The following is a 19,225-nucleotide window of genomic DNA, read 5'->3' on the forward strand; positions in this document are numbered from 1 at the left end:
TCACGACTTCGCCGCGGCCGCCGCCCCGCGCAGCGCGGCCGCGGTGAAGTCGTCCAGGGGGTAGAACAATTCGATGGCCAGCTCCGACAGCGTCACGTCGGCCGGAGCGCCGAAGGTCGCCATCGTGCTGAACATCGACAGTTCGCCCGCCGGGGTGCTGATCCGGATCGGCACCTCGAACGGGCTGGACGGTATGCCGGTCTGCGCCTCCGCGTCCGTCCCCGGCGGATCGGGGTAGCCGGAGACCTCGTCGTAGAGTGCGGTCAGTTCCGCGTCACCGCTCGCGCTGACCTGCCTGGCCAGCCGCTCCAGGAACAGCTCGCGCACCTGGGCCCGGTTGGCCAACCGGGCCGAGAGCCCGTCCGGGTGCAGCACCAGCCGGTAGACGTTGGGCCGGGGCGCGCGGACGTGCTCGGGGACGCCGTCCATCAGCACGCTCATCGCCGCGTTGCCCACCACCACGTTCCACAGCCGATCGATGACCACCGCCGGATACGGTTCGTGGGCGGTCAGCATGGTGTCCAGCGCGGAACGGACCGACGCGAGATGGGCGTCGTCGAGGCTGCTCTCCCGGTAGGCGGGCGCGAAACCGGCCGCGACGAGCAGGGTGTTGCGTTCGCGCAGCGGCACCTCCAGCGTGTCGCACAGCCGCAGCACCATCGCCCGGCTCGGCGCGGCTCGGCCGGTCTCCACGTAGGACAGGTGCCGCGCCGAGGTGTCCGCGGCCAGCGCCAGGTCGAGCTGGCTCAGCCTGCGCCGTTGCCGCCATTCCCGCAGCAGGATGCCCGCTCTCGATTGTGTCCGCACCGAAGTCACCCGGTCAGCTAAGCATCCCGCCGCACAGTGCGGCCATGACCTCGGAGGTTATTGAGACGCCCACCTCCGGGCAGCAGGGTTGGTGCCGGGAGCCGACCGGCCCCGCCGGACCCACCACGGGAGTACGACATGAGACCCACCACCCTGGCCCGCCGCGACGACGGCGCCGCGTTCCTGTGCTCCGCATTGCGCGTGGACGGCTGGAGCACCGGGATCTTCGGCGGGGTGCTGCTCGCCGGAGCCGGACTGCTGCGCGACCCGCTGGGGGTGCCGACGGGCTGGAGCCTCGCGTTCGGCGCCGTCATGCTCGGCGGTGCGCTCGCGTTGCTGTCGATCGCCCGGCGCCCGGCGGTCGCCGCGCGCTACGCGGGTGCGGTGGTCACGCTCAACGCGCTCTCCGCGGCGGGGATGATCGGGCTGGCCGGTTCGGGATTCTTCGCGTTGACCGGGCTGGGTATCGCATTCCTGCTCGCCGGCGCGGCGGCGGTGGCGACCTTCGCCGGACTGGAGTTCGCCGGGCTGCGCAGGCTCGGTGAGCGCCGTGCCCGCTGACGACCCTTCCCGCCGCGCCGACGAAGCGACCCCGCAGGGCTGCTCCGGACGCCCTTGCCGGTTCCAGGTTACGAGGACCAGGTTCCCGTCGCCGATGTCGCGCTGACAGCGTCTCGCCGTGGCCGAAATCCGTTGTGCACGAGATCGTCGACCGGGTAGAGACATGCGGATGGACATCTCGATACCCGGGATCAGATCGCTCGCGCCCGACGACTGGGCGGTGTTCCGGCGCGTCCGGCTCGCGGCGCTGACCGACGCGCCGCAGTTCTTCGGTACCACCCTGGCCGAGGCGCGGGCCCGCACCGAAAGCGACTGGCGGCGCGCCCTGTCGGACCGGGCGCAGTTCGTGGCGGAGTCGGCCGGGACCGAAGTGGGCACCGTCGCGGGCATGCTCGACCCGGAACGGGGTGGCGTGCATCTGATCTCGATGTGGGTGGCGCCGCGGGCACGGGGGACCGGCGTGTCCGACCGGCTGGTCGGCGCGGTGCTCGACTGGGCGGTCGCGGGCGGACACGACGTCGTCCGTTTGGAGTTCGCCGAGCACAATGCCTTCGCGGAGCGGCTGTATCTGCGCAACGGCTTCGTGCGGACCGGGGTGAGCGGGCCCATGGCCCCTGGCGACCCGCGACGGGAATTCGAGATGGCGTGGCGGCTGTCTCGTTTGTCCGCCCCGTCGCAGGGTATCCGGGCCGCGACGGCATCCGAGACGCCCGTCCCGCACCGCGACGCCGAGCACAGGAGACAGCCATGAACAAGCGCAAGCCCACCGACAAGGGACCCGACGACGTGCAGGACACCGCCGACATCTCCGGTGACCGGTCGGCCGGAAGCGGGCAACCGGCCGAGGGTGCGGCGCACGGGGGCCGGGAGCCGGGCGCTACTCGGCGCGCGGCGGGCACGCCCGGCGACTCCAACGGAGGCGGCGCGGGAGCACCGGACACGCGGAGTGCGGCGCAGGTCTCGGAAGACGCGTCCGTGCAGGCGGGCGGCGCCGCCGACGCGGCGACGGTGACCTCGGGGAAGGTTCCGACCGGCACGGCCCCGCAGGCGGGCAGCACGCCTGAATCGGGGGAGTCGCTGTCTTCGGGGGAGATTCCGACCGGCACGGCCCCGCAGGCCACGCCTGATTCGGGGGAGTCCGTGAGTACCGGCGCGGCCCCGCAGGCGGACAACGCGCCCGGTGCGGCGGAGACGGTGTCTTCGGCGGAGATCGCGACCGGTGCGGCCCCGCAGACCGGCGGTACCGCCGATGCGGCGGCGACGTCTTCAGCGGCGGCTGCGCAGGCGGGTAGCGCTCCTGGTGCGGCGGAAAAGGCGGAACCGGAGCCGGAATCCACCGGGAGGCACGCGGCCGGAGCGGGGAATCGGGAGCAAAAGCCGGTCGAGGAGTCGGTTCGACGCGCAGCCGAGCGCGCCGAACAAGTCCAGGCGGACGCCGCCACCGCCGCCGAACGTGGCGCGGCGGGAATTCCCGGCCCGGTGGCGCACCCGGGCCGCACCCTGTTGGAGACACTCCGCGACAAGCCCGTCCTCGCCGCGATTCCCGCCTCGGTCCTGGCTTTCATTTTCTGGCGCGCGTTCCGCCGAGGCTGAGTTCTTACACGCGCCGCCGGTAGAACTGCCGAGATCCGCCTTCCGGCCCGGGATCCGCGTCCTCCGCGGGATGGAAGCCCAGGTTCTCGTAGAACGCGCGCGCACCACTGGCGACCGCGCCGGGATGGTCGGGCCCGAAGGTGACCACTTCGAGCGTGCCGGGAGTCGGCACGTAACGGCGGATCGCGTCCGTGGTCAGCGCCCGGCCGATCCCGTGCCCGCGTGCCTGTTCCGCGACGACCAGCCAGTGCACCCGGTAGGTCGGCGGGTTCGAGCCGAACAGGATGCCGCCGAGCACCTCCGCCCCCGCGGACCGGGCGACGAGCGCCGTACCGCGCCGCACGTGCCGCAGCACCGTGGCGCGAAACCCGGCATCGTCGGCGGACGCGCCGAACCAGTGCTCGACCTGTCCCGCCAGTTCGAGAAAACCGGCGAGGTCGTCCTCTCGCGCAAGCCTGACAATCATCCGCGCCATCGTGACACCATCGGCCGCCCCCGTCGACTCGAAGGGACCTCAGTCGGCGGCGGATCGCAGAGCGATGTCGAGCTTGGTGCGGAAACGTCCGAAGTGGGGGTCGGTGTCGTGGCGGGCGAATCCGTCCAGCTCCCACCATCGTTCACCGTCGAACTCGCGCGGATCCAGGGCATGGCCGTCGGCGCGGTCACCGCGGATGACATACCAGAGGCTGACGTCCTCGTGACCGGAGTCCGAACCGACCGTGGTGGTGACGGTGAGGAACAGCGGGTCGGGCCCGATGACGTCGAAGAGGGCCTCGACGCCGATCTCCTCGGCCGCTTCACGCCGCGCGGTATCGAGCGGATGCTCGCCCGGATCGACGTGCCCTCCGGTCGGCAACCACAACCCGGCGAGGCGATGCTTGCCCAGCAGCACCGCTCGTGCCGCCGGATCGACCAGCACGACATAGCAGACCAGGTGTCGCGGCGGGGTCGCCGGTCTGGCCCGCCGGAAGATGTCGTCGGTCGACGCGAGCCAGGCCAGCGTCGTGTCGATGTGCTGTCGCTCGAGCTCGTCGAGGGGCGCGATCCGACGCACGATCTCGGCGACCGCGGTGGTGGAGGGCTGCACGGGACGGACTGTAGCGCCGGGCACCGACAGGTTCAGCCGTCCAGCACAACCGGTTTCAGCCGGGCCGTGTACGCCGCGGCGCGGTCGAGCGCGTCGGCGGCCGCCGCGAGTTCGATCAGCGCTTCTTCGAAGACTTCGCGTGCCCCGGCGACGCAGTAGCCGGGGGTGGTGAGCGCGCCGATCCCGTCGGTGTCGATCAGCAGCCCGGAATCCGGCAACGCGCCGTAGTCGTCGGCCAGCGCCGCGAGGTCGCGCCGCAACTCGCGTACCCGGTGCAGCAATCGGCCGCGCCGTTGTTCCAGGATCAAGGGATCGATCATCGGTGCCTCGTTTCGATCGACGCGTGCTCTTTCGCAATCTACCGAGCGCGGCACCGATGTGCGGCCCGGCCGCCGGGCCGGGCCGCGAACGCCCTATGGCCGCAGCACCGACACCAAAAATTCGGTTTGGTCGTACACGGTCTTCTCGAAGACCTCGTCGAAATAGATGTCGAAATGTTTGGCGGGATAACGCTTCACCACCGCGTGCTTGGTGCGTTCGGCGGCGCGCAGCGCCGATTTCACCGGCGCGACGGAATCGTCATCGCACAGCGCGTACAGCACCGGCATCTTCAGGGCCTTCGCGCGCCGCGCGGGTGCGTCGAAGAGTGCCGAGAACGCTACCCGCGCGGCCACTTTCGGCTCGTAGGTCTCGCTCTCGTCGGTCAGCCTGCGGAAGCCGTCCGGTACGTCGGGCGCGCTCATCAGTGCCGCGGCGCCGCGGCGTCCGGCCAGCCGAATGCCGACCGGCTTGCGCCGGAGCGTTCCGAGCAGCAGGTCGGTGGCCGCGATGGTGGTGACCTTGACCAGGCTGATCGGTCCCTTGGCCAACGCCGAGGACAGGCCGCTGGTGAACGGCACCTGCGCGACCACGGCCGCGATATAGGCATCGTCCGGTGCGACCGAAAGCACGTGGCCGCCGCCGAAGGACGTGCCCCACAACGCGATACGGGTCGCGTCGATGCCGCGCAGCGTGCGCGCGAACGCGATGGCGGCATGCCAGTCCGCGCGCTGGCGCGCGATGTTCAGCAACTGGCGCGGCGTGCCCTGACTGGCGCCGAAATGCCGATAGTCGAATACCAGGACCGCCATTCCCGCGGCGGCGAAACGCCGCGCGTACCGATCCAGTCCCATTTCCCGATTGGCCCCCAGGCCGTGTCCCATCACCACGAGCGGGCGGGGTTTGGGTGCGCCGTCCGGGCGATATAGCCACGCCGCGCACTGTTCGCTTCCGGATGGGAAGCCGACCTCGACACGTTCCATGGCCGTCAACCGTACCCAGTATCCTGTACTGGCGGACGAGTTGGTCGGGCGGCCGCGGCGCTGGGAACGGGCACGGCTGTGCCGCCGCCCGGCGCCGAGGAAAGTCCGGACTCCACAGAGCAGGGCGGTTGTTAACGGCAACCCGGGGTGACCCGCGGGAAAGTGCCACAGAAAAAAGACCGCCCACGGCCTAGCGGTCGTGCGGTGAGGGTGAAACGGTGCGGTAAGAGCGCACCAGCGCCCCGGGTGACCGGGGCGGCTCGGTAAACCCCGCCCGGAGCAAGGTCGAAGGCCGCACCGGTTACGGTGCGGCTGCGCAGGCGCTCGAGGGCTGCTCGCCCGAGCCTGCGGGTGGACCGCTCGAGGTACCCGGCAACGGAGTGCCCAGATGGATGGCCGCCTCCCGGCTCAGGCCGGGGACAGGATCCGGCTTACAGACCAACTCGTCCGCCCGCCGGCGCGTGCTCCGCACTCCGGCTCGACTCCGCGCGAGGTCGCGTTCCGCGAACTCGGCGGGTGTGCGAAGCACGCCGGGATTGCGCGGGGGTCAGCACATGAGTTTGGCCATTTGGTAGATCGCCTTGGCTTCCTCGGCGCTGGGCTGGGTGGCGCCGCCCGCGCGCTTGGTGATGTTCTTGACGACGTCGTCTTCGGATTTGCCCGCTTTGATGTCCCCGCAGGTTTCGGTCAGGATGCTCGCGATCTTCGCGTCGTCCCTGCCCTCGGCCAGCTTGGGGAACGCGCCGCGGAAGCTGACGAGGAACGCCCCCGCCTTCACGCTGTCGACCTGGGCGGCGGCCTGTGCCGTGGTGGTGGCGGAGGAGGTGGCATTGCTGGTCTTGTCGTCCCCGCACCCGGTGAGGAGCAGGGCGAAGAGGGTGGCGCTGGCCGCGATGGCGGCGGTAGTTCTTGTCACGGAGCGGCATGCTAGCCGCCTATAACCACCGCCGCCTCCCGTCGGGTTAACGGGAGGCGACGAGCAGTGGGAAAAAGAATCGGGCGGTCAGATCGGGTTGATCACGAAAACCTGCGCCCAGTACGCGGCCTGCTCCGGGCCCAGCAGCGGCAAGAGGTAGTCGAACAAAATCGATGACATAGGTGCGGAGCTCCCAAATTGTCGACGTGCGGAACATTTCAAACGTGCGGGCGAACCCACGCCCGTCACGGCGGGCCACGTTAGCAGCGCCGCCCGGGTCGTGTCGCGGGGCGAGAATTTCCGCTGTCCGATTCGTGCGGAACTGGCCCTGATCGTGATCGACGTCATAAAGTAGTCGCCGTTGGTAAGGGCCGGTGCGGGGCAGCACCGGGCCATTCATACTTCGATCGCGGGAAAGCAGGTCTCAACACATATGCGAGTAGTTCGCTCCATGGTCGCCGGCGCATTGGTCGCAGGCGCCGCTTCGGTTTTCGCGGTGCTGGGTGCGGGGTCGGCCGGCGCGGTCGCGGTCACCCCGCTGCCGGGCGGGGTTCAGGTCGACCTGAGTCCCGCCGACACGGTATGGGTGCACCAGAATCATGTCGGTCTGGCTATCGCCGGGTTGCCGCATCCGTCCGCCGCCTCCTTCGGCGAGGCGCTGGACGCGGCGGCTCAGGTGTCGTCCTCGGTGCCGAACGGCCGGGTCACGTTCACCGTCTACGGGCCGTTCGACCAGTTGAACGGCTCCATGCTGGCGCTGCAGTAGGACCCGGCGCCCCAGCGTGGAACTCCACCAGCGGATCGTGTCGGCGCCGGTCGATTTCGGCGCCATCCGGTCCGAGTTCGGCCTGGCCTCGGCGTACCCTGCCGAGGCCAGTGCCGAGGCCCGCGACGCGGTCGACGCGTTCGCGGGTAACCGGGTCGATCGCACGGACATCCCGTTCGTGACGATCGACCCACCCGGGGCCATGGATCTGGACCAGGCCCTGCATATCGAACGCGGCCCCGGCGGCTTCCTCGTGCATTACGCCATCGCCGACGTGGGCGCCGTGATCTTCCCCGACGGCGCGCTCGCCAAAGAGTCCGGCGCCAGGGGCCAGACCTTCTATCTTCCCGACGGCACCGTGCCGCTGCACCCACCCGCGTTGTCGGAAGGGTCCGCCAGCCTGCTTCCGGACCGGACGCGCCCGGCCGCGCTGTGGACGATCGAACTCGATGAACAGGCCGAACCGGTGCGGTACTCGGTTGTCCGCGCCCTGGTGCGCTCCCGTGCCCGGCTCGACTACTCCCGCGTGCAGGCCGACGCGGAGTCGGGTCGGCTGCATCCCTCGATCGCGGCCCTGCCGGAATTCGGCACGCGGCGCATCGAGGCCGGGCTGGCGCGCGGCGCGATCGGGCTGCGGTTGCCCGCGCAAAGCGTGGTCCAGGACGAGCACGCCGACGGGCACTGGCGACTGGTGGTGGAACCGCGCACCGCCGCCGACGACTGGAACGAGCAGGTCTCGCTGCTGACCGGCATGTGCGCGGCGCGGATCATGCTGGACGGGCACGAGCCCGCGCTGGACCGGGTCGCGCTGCTGCGCACCATGCCGCCACCGTCGGAATCCGCGATCGAGTCGATGCGCCGGACCGCACAGGCGCTCGGCGTGGCCTGGCCCGACGGCGAAGCTGTCGGCCGGATGCTGGCCCGGCTGGACACCGGCACTCCCGCGGCACTGGTCCTGATGTCCGAGGCGACGAGCTTGCTGCGCGGCGCCTCCTACACCGTCGTCGACGGCGCGGCAGGAGCGCCGCACGCGCCGGAGGCGTTGCGGCACAGCGCGATCGGCGCGCCGTACGCGCACGTCACCGCTCCGCTCCGGCGGTTGTCGGACCGGTTCGCGACCGAGATCTGCTTGGCCCGGTGCGCGGGGGCCGAGGTGCCGCGCTGGGTGAGGGAGGGGCTGGTGAGCGCCGCCGAGACCATGCGGCGCAGCGACAGCGTCGCGGGCAAGATCGAACGCGCCTGCATCGACCTGACCGAATCGACCCTGCTCGCGCAACGTACCGGCGCGACGTTCGACGCCGTCGTGGTGCGCGAGGCCAACGGCAACCGGCCCGCCGTGGTCTTCGTCGCCGACCCGCCGGTGCTGGGCCCGTGTGAGGGGAGACCGCCGGAAGGCGAGACCGTCCGGGTGCGGCTGCTGTCGGCCGACCCGAGGGAGCGGAAGGTGTCCTTCACCTACCCTGCGTGAACGGCAGCGGCGGACGCGCCACACACGACCTCGTCTCGCGAGCGTGCCGATGAGCAGAGGTCTGCACTGCGGCCGACCGGGGTTGCGGCCGTGTCGTGGACTGTGGGCCAGCGAGTTGGGTTGATCGACCGCGGGCGGGTGGCCGCGTCGCCGACCGCGGACGAGAGGCGGCCCGAGTTGCCGACTCCGGACGCGCGGCCGCGTCGTATGCCGGCCGCGGACGACCGCTACCGGTCACGGCACCGCCCGCGGCGCTGCTGGTCGGCGAACGCGGTGATCGGCTCGTCTCCGACCGGATCCGCGCCGGGACGCCGGATCACCCCGTGATGACGGCCGCTCCGAACAGCGCCGCGGCGGTGGCCGGATAGCGGCTCAGTTCACGGCCCGCCGCGGCGTCCTCCGTGGCCGCGAGGGCCTCGTACAGGCCGGCGTGTTCGCCCGCCGCCGCGGCCTCGGCCGCCCGGTGCAGGATCGCGTCGTGCGACTCCACCGCGTCCCGATGGTCGCCGAGCACGGTTTGCAGCTTCTTCGCCCGGACGCCGCGCTCGGCGGCGTCGTCGCCGAGGACCTGCTGCGCCGCCTCGCACGAATACCGCAGCCGCTTGGCGCTCTTGCGGATGTCGTGCAGCAGTTCCACCCGTTCGAGCGGATCGACGGTGGGCTCGGCGCGGATCAGGGATTCCACCCGGTCGAGGTCGCGCCGCAGCACCTCCCGGAAGACGTCCGGCGCCGCCGCATCGGCGCGTGAGTGGCGCAGCGGCGGGTCGGTGCGCCATCGGGACAGCTCGTCGCGCAGCTCGCGGTAGCGGGCGCCGTCCAACGCGGTCAGCACCTCGTCGTGCGCCGCGCGATAGCGCTCCCGCTCGGCGTCGACCAGCCGCGCGGTGACCGCGTCGAGCTCCGCCGGGTCGGCTCGCTCGGCATGATCGGCCAGCAGCGTGGCGAACCGATCGGCGCGCACCTCCGCGTCCCGCGCTTCACCGAGCAGCCCGGCCAGCCACTTGAGTTCCGCGCCCATCGCCGCGGCGGGTTTCTTGGCGAGCAGTTTGCCGTAGGACCGCAACACGCTGCGCAGCCTGCGGGTGGCCACCCGCATCTGATGGACCGAGTCCTCCGCGTCCGCGCGGACCTCGGGTTCGGCGGCCGCGAGCCGGTCGATGTCCTCGCGCAACGCGTCCACCAGAGCGGACCCCGCCGTGCTCACCGTGCTGGTCCGCGCTTTCGCGAATCGGTCGGTGGCCTCGACCAGGTGATGTGTGATGCCGGGCTCGTTCGCCGCGTGCCCCGCGTCGTCGACGATGTGCAGGACCGACCCGGGCCAGGCTCGGTGCAACTCCCACGCGCTGACCGCAGGGCAGACGATGTCGTGGCGGCCCTGCACGAGCACGGCCGGGATGTGCGCGATGGCGTCGATGTCACGCAGCAGCTGGCCCTCTTCGAGGAACCCGCCGTGCCGGAAGTAGTGATTCTCGATCCTGGCGAACGCCAGCGCGAATCGCGGCTCGGACGTCTCGGCCACCCGATCCGGATGCGGCAGTAGCGAACTCGTCGCGCCCTCCCAGCTGGACCAGGCGATCGCGGCCTTGCGGGCGAGGTCTTCGTCGGCCGAGTGCAGCAGGCGGTGATAGACCTCGACCAGGTCCTGATCGCGTTCGTCCTCGGGCACCGGCGCGAGGAACTTCTCCCACTCGTCCGGATAGACGTAGCCCGCCGCGCCGTTGTAGTACCAGTCGATTTCCTTGCGGCGCAACAGGAAGATGCCGCGCAACACCAGTTCGGTCACCCGGTCGGGGTGTCGCTGCGCGTAGGCCAGCGCGAGCGTGGAGCCCCAGGAGCCGCCGAACACCTGCCAGCGATCGATGCCGAGATGTTCGCGCAGCGCCTCGATGTCGGAGATCAGGTGGCCGGTGGTGTTGTGTTCCAGACTCGCGCCGTCGGCCAGGTGCGGGGTGGAGCGGCCGCAACCACGCTGGTCGAACAGGACGATCCGGTAGGCGGCCGGATCGAAGAAGCGCCGATGGAACGGCGCGGTGCCGCCGCCGGGCCCACCGTGCAGGAAGACGACCGGCTTACCGGCCGGATCGCCGCTGACTTCCCAGTAGACCGACTGGCCGTCGCCGACCGCGAGCATGCCGGAGTCATGCGGCTCGATCTCGGGATAGAGGGTGCGCATCCGGCCGCCCGGCTCAGAACGCCAGGCCCGAGGCCAGATCCGGGATGCCCAGCGCCTCCACGGCCTGCTGACGGACATCCGGGCAGCTCTTGACGGTGGCGCGGTCGACGATCGGCTTGTCGGCCAGTACCGCGCCGTTGATGCCGCCGTTGCGCAGCGCCCACTCGTGCACCAGGGCGTTCAGCCCGATTTTGCCCAGCGTCCCGCCCTGGATCCGCCAATTGGACAGCTCCGGCCGGATCATGTCGCACAGCTGGATCGCGGCCGCGTCGGAGATCTCCGGGCTCGTCGGCGTGACGCGGCCGGAGGTCGTGCCGGGAGCGGCGGTGGCCGACACCGTGGTGGAACTCGAGCTGCCGGTGGGCGCCGGGCCCGAGTCGCTGCCGCAAGCGGTCAGCGCGGCGGCGGTGAGAGCGCCCGCCACCAGCAGGGTGCTGCGTGAAATCCAACGGCTGTACGGCATGGGTACCTCTGGTCGTGTCGGTATTGTCGGCATCGAGTCTGCCATTGATTCCGCCGACCGGCCCGAACCGGCCGTTTTCGGTGGGAAGAGTTCAGCCGAAGTGCGCGCGCAGCTCGTCGAGCAGGTTTCGGTGTTCATGCGACGCCCGAGCCGCTCGATGGACGGGGAATCACTGTCCGGAGGTAGGGCGTCGGCCGGGCTCGGTTCGCCACCGAGGCAGGGGGATTCGAGTGGCGTCGCTCTACCCGCCGCAGCTCCCGGGTTCTATCGGTCGACGCGAATCAACGGAAGTTCCGGTCGTACCTTCGCGATCGAGTCGAAGTCCGCGTCCGCGTGAATGAGCGTCAGGCGGTGCTCGAGCGCGGTGAGCGCGATGACGATGTCCATCGGCGACGGCCCGCGATGATGGCCGACGCGGACCAGATCACGCTGCACCGCCAACACGCGGCGCCAGGGATCGTCGAGCGCGGGGTACCAGCCGAACGTGCGTCCGAGAACAGCGAAAAACGGTTCGAAGTCCGTGCCCGATCGAACGGAAACCATGAGCTCGGCTTCGACCGGCGGACAGATCGCGACGAGTCCTTGCGCCACTCGGCGGGGCCATGGATCGTCGACCTGGCCGCGGAGCAGCCGCCACACGGCCGAGGTATCGGCGAGGTAGGTCACCGCTGGGAATGCTCCTCGCCCGCCAGCACGTCGAAGTCCAGAATGTCCTCGGCATTGGCCTGCAGCCAGGCCAAACTGCGGGCGCGATCGTCCGCGGTCAGGCCCGCCGCGATGGCCAAAGCCCGATTGATCGTGTCACGCTTGGTGCGTGTGCCCAGCTGCTGCTGAGCGAGTGCCAGTGCGCCGTCGTCGAGATCGACTATGGTCCGCGTCACGCTCCGCACCTCCCTTGATATACGGATATACGTCAGTATATCAAGGGAGGTGGCGACGTCAGAAGCTGTGCTCCGCCGCGGGGAAGGTGCCCCGGCGCACTTCGTCGGCGTAGGCAGCGGCGGCGGTGCGCAATTCGTCGCCGACGTTGCCGAAGCGCTTGACGAACTTCGCGGTCTTGCCGCTGGTGTAGCCGGCCATGTCCTGCCAGACCAGCACCTGCGCGTCGGTGTCGGCGCCCGCGCCGATGCCGACGGTCGGAATGGTCAGCTTGCGGGTGACCTGCCCCGCCAGTTCGGCCGGGACCATCTCCATCACCACGGAGAACGCGCCCGCTTCCTGGACCGCGATGGCGTCGGCGATCAGTTGCTCGGCGCCGTCGCCGCGGCCCTGCACGCGGAATCCGCCGAGGGTGTTCACGCTCTGCGGGGTGAAGCCGATGTGCGCCATGACCGGGATGCCCGCCGCGGTGATCAGCGCGATCTGCTCGGCGACCCGCTCGCCGCCCTCCAGCTTCACGGCGTGCGCCCCGCCCTCCTTCATGAACCGGGTCGCCGTCGCCAGCGCCTGCTGCGGGGAGGACTCGTAGGTGCCGAACGGCAGGTCGGCCACCACCAGCGCGTGCGGCGCGCCGCGCACCACCCCGCGCACCAGCGGGATGAGCTCGTCGACGGTGATCGGCACGGTGGTGTCGTAGCCGTACACCACGTTGGCCGCGGAATCGCCGACCAGCAGCACGGGAATGCCCGCTTCTTCGAACAGCCGCGCCGAGGAATAGTCGTAGGCGGTCAGCATCGCCCAGCGTTCACCGTCGGCTTTCATCTGCTGCAGGTGGTGCACCCGGGTCTTGCGCATCTTCTTGGGCTCGGCGGGCGCCGCACCGTAGGCAGGGGTTTCCGAGTCGGATACGGACATCATCGTCCCTTTCGTCTGTGTCGCCTCGGGGCCCGTCCGGGTCCCCGGGAGTGTCTGACGATTTCAGTGTGCCACCCGCCACCGAGGCGGATTAAGGCCGATGACCGGTGCGATTGGTCACAGCGCCGCACGGGTTTGCCCGGGGCTGCCGCCGCGTTCGCCCGATGGCAGTATCGACAGCATGTCGATGGTGCGGAATGGGCGCGGTGCACTCCCGGTGGCGGTGCTGGCGTCGCTGGCTGTGCTGGTTGCGGGGTGCGCCGTCACCCGCACCGAAACGGGGCAGTCGGCACCCACACCGCCCACCGGGCTGGAGAAGTTCTACGGTCAGGCGGTGCAGTGGCGCGACTGCGCCGGATTCGGCGGGCCGGACGACCGGCTGCCGCCGAGCACCGAGTGCGCCCGGATCACCGTGCCGGTGGACTACGCGGCGCCCGACGGACCGACCGCCCAGATCGCGATCTCCCGGACGCGTGCGACCGGGCGGCGGGTCGGTTCGCTGGTGATGAATCCGGGCGGGCCGGGAGAGTCCGGTCTCGGCCTGTCGTCGCTCGGCAACAAGACGGAATTGGCCGAGCGCTTCGACCGGATCGGCTTCGACCCGCGCGGCGTCGGTTCTTCCACCCCCTCGATCGTCTGCCAGACACCCCAGGAGCAGGACTCCGAGCGCGCCGAGCCGGAGGATGACTACACCCCGGCGGGCATCGCCGACGCCGAGGCCGACAACCGCCGGTACGCGGGCCGCTGCGCCGATCGGACCGGGAAGGAGTTCCTCGCCCACGTCGGCACCCGCGAGGTCGTGCAGGACCTCGACATCATGCGCGCCGCGCTCGGCGACGCGAAGCTGACCTACGTCGGCTACTCCTACGGCACCAAGATCGGTTCGGCGTACGCGGAGCGGTTCCCCGACCACGTGCGCGCCATGGTGCTGGACGGCGCCATCGACTCCTCGCAGGATCCGGTGCAGGAGTCGCTGCGCCAGGCGGCGGGCTTCCAGAAGGTGTTCGACGCCTACGCCGCCGACTGCGCGCGGCAGCCCGACTGCCCGCTGGGCGCCGACCCGGCGCAGGCGGTGCCGCGGTTCCGCGCGTTGGTGAACCCGCTGTGGGACAAGCCCGCGCCGACCACCGATCCACGGGGTCTGACCTACGGCGACGCGCTCACCGGCGTGCGCCAGGCGCTCTACACCGACGAATTGTGGAAGGTGCTCACGCTCGGGCTGTCCGAGCTGCGCGACGGGCGCGGCGATACGCTGCTGGCCCTGGCCGACCTGTACGACGGCCGTCGCGACGACGGCACTTACGCCAACACCAGCGACGCGTTCAACGCGATCCGCTGCGTGGACGATCCGCGCATCACCGATCGCGGGGTGGCCGGACGCCAGGACGCGGAATACCGGAAAGCGGCCCCGTTCCTGGACGACGGGCGCGGCACCGGCGCGGCGCCGCTGGAGCTGTGCACCGCCTGGCCGGTGCCGAACACGAGTGAACCGCATCGCATCTCGGTGACCGGTCTGCCGAAGACGGTGGTGGTGTCGACCACCGAGGACCCGGCGACGCCGTACCAGGCCGGAGTCGACCTGGCCGACCAGTTGGGCGCCGCACTGATCACCTATCAGGGCAACCGGCATACGGTGGCGCTGGCGGGCGGCGTCCCCTGCGTCGACGACGCGGTGATCGCCTATCTGGTCGACCTGACCGAGCCCGCCGCCGGCCTCACCTGCTGAGCCGGGCGCGCGGTTGCTGATCGGTCACGCGATGCTGCCCGGTCCGGAAGAATCTCACAAACCGGACGATCCGACTGTGCGGAGTCTTCCAAAAAATCCAGGTCAGCAATCTTAAGCGTGTATGTAACACAGATTTAACGCCGGATGCTTACGCTCGCGGACATGGATCGCCAGAAGGAATTCGTGCTGCGGACGCTCGAAGAGCGGGACATCCGCTTCGTACGTCTCTGGTTCACCGACGTCTTGGGTTACCTGAAGTCCGTCGCGATCGCGCCCGCCGAACTGGAGGGCGCGTTCGAAGAAGGTATCGGTTTCGACGGCTCGGCCATCGAGGGCTTCGCCCGTGTCTCGGAGGCCGACATGGTCGCCCGGCCGGATCCGTCGACCTTCCAGGTGCTGCCGTGGGCCACGAGCAAGGGCCATCAGCACTCCGCGCGCATGTTCTGCGATATCACCATGCCGGACGGCTCGCCGTCCTGGGCCGACCCGCGCCACGTGCTGCGCCGCCAGCTGAACAAGGCGGGCGACGTCGGATTCAGCTGCTACGTGCACCCCGAGATCGAGTTCTTCCTGCTGGAGAACGGCACGCGTGACGGCGTCCCGGTCCCCGCCGACACCGGCGGCTTCTTCGACCAGGCCGTGCACGATTCGGCGCCGAACTTCCGCCGCCACGCCATCGACGCGCTGGAGTCCATGGGCATCTCCGTGGAGTTCAGCCACCACGAGGGCGCTCCGGGCCAGCAGGAGATCGACCTGCGCTACGCCGACGCGCTGTCCATGGCCGACAACGTGATGACCTTCCGCTACCTGATCAAGGAAGTGGCCATCGACGAGGGCGTGCGCGCGACCTTCATGCCCAAGCCGTTCGCCCAGTACCCGGGCTCGGCGATGCACACGCACATGAGCCTGTTCGAGGGCGAGACCAACGCCTTCCACGACCCCGACGACCCGATCAACCTGTCGGAGACGGCGCGCGCGTTCATCGCGGGCATCCTCGAGCACGCCCCGGAGATCAGCGCGGTCACCAACCAGTGGGTCAACTCCTACAAGCGCCTCATCCACGGCGGCGAGGCGCCGACGGCGGCCTCGTGGGGCCGGTCCAACCGCTCCGCGCTGGTCCGTGTGCCGATGTACACGCCGAACAAGGCCTCCTCGCGGCGCGTCGAGATCCGCAGCCCCGATTCCGCGTGCAACCCATACCTTGCCTTCGCCGTGCTGCTCGCGGCTGGTCTGCGTGGCATCGAGAAGGGCTACACGCTGCCGCCGGAGGCCGAGGACGACGTGTGGTCGCTGACCGTCGCCGAGCGGCGCGCGATGGGCTTCCGCGAGCTGCCCGGCACGCTGGACGAGGCGCTGCAGGCGATGGAGCGCTCCGAGCTGGTCGCCGAGACCCTGGGCGAGCACGTGTTCGACTTCTTCCTGCGCAACAAGCGCCGGGAGTGGGCGGACTACCGCAGCCAGGTCACGCCGTTCGAGCTCAAGGAATACCTGGGGTTGTAATCCGAGCGATGCCCGGGGGCGGCGTGCCCCCGATCGCGGCCGGGTAATTTGAGAGCCATGGTCCGGCCCCCCTCTGCGCGCTCCGCTGTCCCCGGTGTCGGTCGGCTCGGATTGCTCGAGCCATCCGCCGCCGCGTCGCTGCGCGAATTGGGCTGGGACAACGTCGAGAGCATCCCCGTGCTGTGGTCGCTGTCCCGCGCGCCGGACGCCGACCTCGCGTTGAGCACGCTCATGCGACTGCGCGAGAGCATCGGGGACGGTTGGCACGCGATCGATTCGGCGATCCGTACGGATACGTCGCTGCGGGGCAGGCTGTTCGCGCTGCTCGGCTCCTCCAGCGCATTCGGCGATCACCTCGTCGCGGCGCCGGAGTCGTGGGAAGGCTTGCGCCGCAAGGAGTTACCTGGACGCGACGAGCTGATCGCCGATCTGCTCGCTGTGGTCGACGCGGCACCGGAGGAAGGGCCGAACGCGACCCCGATGCTGTTTCGCGCCGCGATCTCGGGGCCCGAAGTGGCGGCGTCGCTGCGCAAGCGGTACCGCGATCACTTGATGCTGCTGGCCGCGCTGGATCTGGCGGCCACGGTGGAGAACGAGCCGGTGCTGCCCTACCAGGTGGTCGGCAGGCAGCTCACCGACCTGGCCGACGCCGCCCTGACCGCGGCGCTGGCGGTGGCGGTGGCGCGGGTCTGCAAGGACGAGCCGGTGCCGGTGCGGCTGGGCGTGATCGCGATGGGCAAGTGCGGCGCGCGCGAATTGAACTATGTCAGCGACGTCGACGTGGTGTTCGTGGCCGAGCCCGCCGACGCCACCGCCACGCGGCTGGCCGCGGAGATGATGAGCGTGGCGAGCCAGGCGTTCTTCGAGGTCGACGCGGCGCTGCGACCGGAGGGCAAGGCCGGTGCGCTGGTGCGCACGCTGGATTCGCACATCGCCTACTACAAGCGCTGGGCACGCACCTGGGAGTTCCAGGCGCTGTTGAAGAATCGTCCGGCGACCGGTGACCTCGCGCTCGGCGAGCAGTATCGAGCCGCGCTCATGCCGATGGTGTGGTCGGCGTCGGAGCGTCCCGATTTCGTCGCCGACGTGCAGGCGATGCGCCGCCGCGTGGAGGATCTGGTGCCCGCCGATCTGCGCGAACGCGAACTCAAGTTGGGGCGCGGCAGTCTCAGGGACGTCGAATTCGCCGTGCAACTCCTGCAATTGGTGCACGGGCGGGTGGACGAGACGCTGCACGTGCAGGGCACCGTCGAGGCGTTGACCGCGCTGGCCGCGGGCGGCTACGTCGGTCGCGACGACGCGGCCAATCTCACGGCGTCCTACGAGTTCCTGCGGTTGCTGGAACACCGGCTCCAGCTACAGCGGTTGCGTCGCACGCATACCCTGCCCGCCGACGACGACGAGGAGGGCATGCGCTGGCTGGCCCGCGCGGCGCACATCCGGCCCGACGGCAGGCAGGACGCGGTGGGTGTGCTGGGCAGCGAGATCCGCCGGAACGCGGTGCGCGTGCGGCGCTTGCACGCCAAACTCTTCTACCGGCCGCTGCTGGATTCGGTGGTGCGGCTGGAACCCGACGCGCTGCGCCTGAGCCCCGAAGCCGCCATCCGGCAGCTGGCCGCTCTCGGCTACGCGGCGCCGGAACACGCCCTCGGCCACCTGAAGGCCCTCACCGGCGGCGTGTCCCGCAAAGGGCGCATCCAAGCCCTGCTGCTGCCGACGCTGCTCGAATGGCTCGGGGAGACACCGAATCCCGACGCGGGCCTGCTGGCCTATCGCCGCGTGTCCGAGGGGCTCGCCGACCAGATCTGGTTCCTGCGCGAACTGCGCGACGAGGGGGCGATCGCCCAGCGGCTGATGATCGTGCTCGGCTCCTCGGAGTACCTGCCCGATCTGCTGATCAACGCGCCGGAGACGATCCGGATGTACGCCGACGGTCCGAGCGGCCCGCTGCTGCTCGGCCCGCAGCCCGACGAGGTGGCCCGCGGCATCCTCACCGCCGCCGCGCGCTACGAGGACCCGAAACGCGCCGTGGCCGCGGCCCGTTCGCTGCGCAGGCACGAACTCGCGCGGGTGGCGTCGGCCGATCTGCTGGGCATGCTCGAAGTGCCGCAGGTGTGCCGGGCGTTGTCGTCGGTGTGGGTGGCGGTGCTCGAGGCGTCGTTGCGTGCGGTGATCCGCGCGAGCGAAGCGGAGCGGGGTGCGCCCGCGCCCGCCGACATCGCGGTGATCGGCATGGGCCGACTCGGTGGCATGGAGCTCGGCTACGGCTCGGACGCGGACGTGCTGTTCGTCTGCGACCCGCGGCCGGGTGAGGACGAAACCAAGGCGGTGAAGTGGGCGATCGGGGTGGCCGACCGGGTGCAGCAGCTGCTCGGCGCGCCGAGCACCGACCCGCCGCTGCACGTGGACGCCGGGCTGCGTCCGGAGGGGCGCAGCGGCGCGCTGGTGCGCACGCTGGCCGCCTACGCCGCGTACTACCAGCATTGGGCGCAACCTTGGGAGGTGCAGGCGTTGCTGCGCGCGCACCAAGTGGCTGGTGACCAGGAACTCGGGGTGCGTTTCCTGCACGTCATCGACAAGGTGCGGTACCCGGAGGGCGGTGTGTCCGCCGAGGCGGTGCGCGAGATCCGGCGGATCAAGGCCAGAGTGGACGCCGAGCGGCTGCCCCGCGGCGCCGATCCGGCCACGCACACGAAGCTGGGGCGCGGGGGCCTGGCCGACATCGAGTGGACGGTTCAGCTGGTGCAGCTGCGGCACGCCCACGAGGTGCCCGGCTTGCACAACACCTCCACACTCGAGGCACTGGACGTGATCGAGCGGACCGAACTGCTGGACGCGCAGGACGTGGCGCTGCTGCGCGACGCGTGGCTGACCGCCACCAACGCCCGCAACGCCTTGGTCCTGGTGCGCGGCAAGCCGAGCGATCAGCTACCGGGTCCGGGGCGGCTGCTTTCCGCCGTCGCCCGCGTCGCGGGGTGGCCCAACGACGACGGCAGCGAATTCCTCGACCACTACATGCGCGTCACCCGGCGCGCCAAAGCGGTCGTCGAACGAGTCTTCGGCGCGTGAG

The 19,225-nt window shown here is 70.5% G+C and carries 19 protein-coding genes, 1 other RNA gene and 1 pseudogene; 9 read left to right on the forward strand and 12 right to left on the reverse strand.

Going from position 1 to position 19,225, the window contains the following annotated elements; genetic code table 11:
* Positions 1–816, reverse strand: a complete 816-nt coding sequence (locus tag ACWEO7_RS11740) for a helix-turn-helix domain-containing protein (RefSeq protein WP_452422837.1) — start codon at positions 814–816, stop codon at positions 1–3.
* A gap of 129 nt (positions 817–945) precedes the next feature.
* Between ACWEO7_RS11740 and ACWEO7_RS11745 the strand changes: the two genes are divergently transcribed.
* The 3 genes from ACWEO7_RS11745 to ACWEO7_RS11755 all read left to right on the forward strand — a co-directional run bounded on the left by ACWEO7_RS11745 (position 946) and on the right by ACWEO7_RS11755 (position 2,961).
* Complete coding sequence (locus tag ACWEO7_RS11745) at positions 946–1,368, forward strand: hypothetical protein (RefSeq protein ID WP_452422839.1); 423 nt, start codon at positions 946–948, stop codon at positions 1,366–1,368.
* 169 nt (positions 1,369–1,537) lie between these two features.
* Positions 1,538–2,119, forward strand: a complete 582-nt coding sequence (locus ACWEO7_RS11750; RefSeq protein WP_452422841.1) for an N-acetyltransferase family protein — start codon at positions 1,538–1,540, stop codon at positions 2,117–2,119.
* On the forward strand, positions 2,116–2,961 hold the full coding sequence (locus ACWEO7_RS11755) for a hypothetical protein (protein WP_452422843.1): 846 nt from the start codon (positions 2,116–2,118) through the stop codon (positions 2,959–2,961). Before ACWEO7_RS11750 ends, ACWEO7_RS11755 begins: the two co-directional genes overlap by 4 nt.
* A 4-nt stretch (positions 2,962–2,965) precedes the next feature.
* Here the strand turns inward: ACWEO7_RS11755 and ACWEO7_RS11760 are convergent, their stop codons facing one another.
* The 4 genes from ACWEO7_RS11760 to ACWEO7_RS11775 all read right to left on the reverse strand — a co-directional run bounded on the left by ACWEO7_RS11760 (position 2,966) and on the right by ACWEO7_RS11775 (position 5,349).
* The gene (locus ACWEO7_RS11760; RefSeq protein ID WP_452422844.1) at positions 2,966–3,427 is read right to left on the reverse strand and encodes a GNAT family N-acetyltransferase; all 462 of its coding nucleotides are present in this window, start codon (positions 3,425–3,427) and stop codon (positions 2,966–2,968) included.
* A gap of 48 nt (positions 3,428–3,475) precedes the next feature.
* The gene (locus ACWEO7_RS11765) at positions 3,476–4,048 is read right to left on the reverse strand and encodes an NUDIX hydrolase (RefSeq protein WP_452422846.1); all 573 of its coding nucleotides are present in this window, start codon (positions 4,046–4,048) and stop codon (positions 3,476–3,478) included.
* Positions 4,049–4,080: 32 nt separating this feature from the next.
* A complete protein-coding gene (locus ACWEO7_RS11770) occupies positions 4,081–4,368 on the reverse strand; it encodes a hypothetical protein (protein ID WP_355072797.1) in 288 nt (95 codons plus the stop codon).
* 93 nt (positions 4,369–4,461) lie between these two features.
* On the reverse strand, positions 4,462–5,349 hold the full coding sequence (locus ACWEO7_RS11775) for an alpha/beta hydrolase (RefSeq protein WP_355072799.1): 888 nt from the start codon (positions 5,347–5,349) through the stop codon (positions 4,462–4,464).
* Positions 5,350–5,385: 36 nt separating this feature from the next.
* Here ACWEO7_RS11775 and rnpB point away from each other — a divergent pair.
* Positions 5,386–5,799: RNase P RNA component class A (gene rnpB, locus ACWEO7_RS11780), an RNA gene on the forward strand.
* Between the two features lie 97 nt (positions 5,800–5,896).
* Here the strand turns inward: rnpB and ACWEO7_RS11785 are convergent.
* Positions 5,897–6,265 (reverse strand): hypothetical protein, encoded by a 369-nt coding sequence (locus ACWEO7_RS11785; protein WP_452422848.1) that lies wholly within the window; start codon positions 6,263–6,265, stop codon positions 5,897–5,899.
* Positions 6,266–6,716: 451 nt separating this feature from the next.
* Between ACWEO7_RS11785 and ACWEO7_RS11790 the strand changes: the two genes are divergently transcribed.
* The gene (locus ACWEO7_RS11790) at positions 6,717–7,031 is read left to right on the forward strand and encodes a hypothetical protein (RefSeq protein WP_228827325.1); all 315 of its coding nucleotides are present in this window, start codon (positions 6,717–6,719) and stop codon (positions 7,029–7,031) included.
* A gap of 16 nt (positions 7,032–7,047) precedes the next feature.
* Positions 7,048–8,499: an RNB domain-containing ribonuclease gene (locus tag ACWEO7_RS11795; RefSeq protein ID WP_452422850.1), complete on the forward strand. Its 1,452-nt coding sequence runs from the start codon at positions 7,048–7,050 to the stop codon at positions 8,497–8,499.
* Positions 8,500–8,815: 316 nt separating this feature from the next.
* On the opposite strand, the gene ACWEO7_RS11800 is transcribed toward ACWEO7_RS11795, so the two are convergent.
* From ACWEO7_RS11800 to panB, 6 genes and pseudogenes are all read right to left on the reverse strand, one after another.
* Positions 8,816–9,703 carry a CHAD domain-containing protein gene (locus tag ACWEO7_RS11800; protein WP_452422890.1) on the reverse strand — a complete coding sequence of 296 codons (888 nt, stop codon included), beginning with the start codon at positions 9,701–9,703 and terminating at the stop codon, positions 8,816–8,818.
* A gap of 21 nt (positions 9,704–9,724) precedes the next feature.
* Positions 9,725–10,672, reverse strand: a pseudogene (gene pip, locus ACWEO7_RS11805) (prolyl aminopeptidase); the annotation flags it as partial.
* A gap of 13 nt (positions 10,673–10,685) precedes the next feature.
* The gene (locus ACWEO7_RS11810; protein ID WP_379252997.1) at positions 10,686–11,135 is read right to left on the reverse strand and encodes a hypothetical protein; all 450 of its coding nucleotides are present in this window, start codon (positions 11,133–11,135) and stop codon (positions 10,686–10,688) included.
* Positions 11,136–11,399: 264 nt separating this feature from the next.
* Positions 11,400–11,801: a PIN domain-containing protein gene (locus ACWEO7_RS11815; RefSeq protein ID WP_452422852.1), complete on the reverse strand. Its 402-nt coding sequence runs from the start codon at positions 11,799–11,801 to the stop codon at positions 11,400–11,402.
* Positions 11,798–12,016: a type II toxin-antitoxin system VapB family antitoxin gene (locus tag ACWEO7_RS11820; protein ID WP_452422854.1), complete on the reverse strand. Its 219-nt coding sequence runs from the start codon at positions 12,014–12,016 to the stop codon at positions 11,798–11,800. The genes ACWEO7_RS11815 and ACWEO7_RS11820 overlap by 4 nt, the downstream gene beginning before the upstream one ends.
* A 58-nt stretch (positions 12,017–12,074) precedes the next feature.
* Positions 12,075–12,929: a 3-methyl-2-oxobutanoate hydroxymethyltransferase gene (panB, locus tag ACWEO7_RS11825; RefSeq protein ID WP_450015139.1), complete on the reverse strand. Its 855-nt coding sequence runs from the start codon at positions 12,927–12,929 to the stop codon at positions 12,075–12,077.
* A gap of 187 nt (positions 12,930–13,116) precedes the next feature.
* Here panB and ACWEO7_RS11830 point away from each other — a divergent pair, with 187 nt between their 5' ends.
* The 3 genes from ACWEO7_RS11830 to ACWEO7_RS11840 all read left to right on the forward strand — a co-directional run bounded on the left by ACWEO7_RS11830 (position 13,117) and on the right by ACWEO7_RS11840 (position 19,224).
* Positions 13,117–14,655, forward strand: a complete 1,539-nt coding sequence (locus tag ACWEO7_RS11830) for an alpha/beta hydrolase (RefSeq protein WP_452422892.1) — start codon at positions 13,117–13,119, stop codon at positions 14,653–14,655.
* 162 nt (positions 14,656–14,817) lie between these two features.
* Positions 14,818–16,155, forward strand: coding sequence for a type I glutamate--ammonia ligase (glnA, locus tag ACWEO7_RS11835; protein WP_379253000.1), 1,338 nt, complete (start codon positions 14,818–14,820; stop codon positions 16,153–16,155).
* A 57-nt stretch (positions 16,156–16,212) separates the two neighbouring features.
* Positions 16,213–19,224 (forward strand): bifunctional [glutamine synthetase] adenylyltransferase/[glutamine synthetase]-adenylyl-L-tyrosine phosphorylase, encoded by a 3,012-nt coding sequence (locus ACWEO7_RS11840; protein ID WP_452422856.1) that lies wholly within the window; start codon positions 16,213–16,215, stop codon positions 19,222–19,224.
* Position 19,225: the final 1 nt, after the last annotated feature.

The sequence above is a fragment of the Nocardia sp. NPDC004260 genome, from assembly GCF_053603155.1.

Coding starts and splice junctions, on each gene's coding strand:
- ACWEO7_RS11775 (WP_355072799.1), bottom strand. CDS start 5,349: ATGGAACGTGTCGAGGTCGGCTTCCCATCCGGAAGCGAACAGTGCGCG.
- ACWEO7_RS11840 (WP_452422856.1), top strand. CDS start 16,213: ATGGTCCGGCCCCCCTCTGCGCGCTCCGCTGTCCCCGGTGTCGGTCGG.
- ACWEO7_RS11790 (WP_228827325.1), top strand. CDS start 6,717: ATGGTCGCCGGCGCATTGGTCGCAGGCGCCGCTTCGGTTTTCGCGGTG.
- glnA (WP_379253000.1), top strand. CDS start 14,818: ATGGATCGCCAGAAGGAATTCGTGCTGCGGACGCTCGAAGAGCGGGAC.
- ACWEO7_RS11745 (WP_452422839.1), top strand. CDS start 946: ATGAGACCCACCACCCTGGCCCGCCGCGACGACGGCGCCGCGTTCCTG.
- ACWEO7_RS11810 (WP_379252997.1), bottom strand. CDS start 11,135: ATGCCGTACAGCCGTTGGATTTCACGCAGCACCCTGCTGGTGGCGGGC.
- ACWEO7_RS11750 (WP_452422841.1), top strand. CDS start 1,538: ATGGACATCTCGATACCCGGGATCAGATCGCTCGCGCCCGACGACTGG.
- panB (WP_450015139.1), bottom strand. CDS start 12,929: ATGTCCGTATCCGACTCGGAAACCCCTGCCTACGGTGCGGCGCCCGCC.
- ACWEO7_RS11760 (WP_452422844.1), bottom strand. CDS start 3,427: ATGATTGTCAGGCTTGCGCGAGAGGACGACCTCGCCGGTTTTCTCGAA.
- ACWEO7_RS11830 (WP_452422892.1), top strand. CDS start 13,117: ATGGTGCGGAATGGGCGCGGTGCACTCCCGGTGGCGGTGCTGGCGTCG.
- ACWEO7_RS11755 (WP_452422843.1), top strand. CDS start 2,116: ATGAACAAGCGCAAGCCCACCGACAAGGGACCCGACGACGTGCAGGAC.
- ACWEO7_RS11770 (WP_355072797.1), bottom strand. CDS start 4,368: ATGATCGATCCCTTGATCCTGGAACAACGGCGCGGCCGATTGCTGCAC.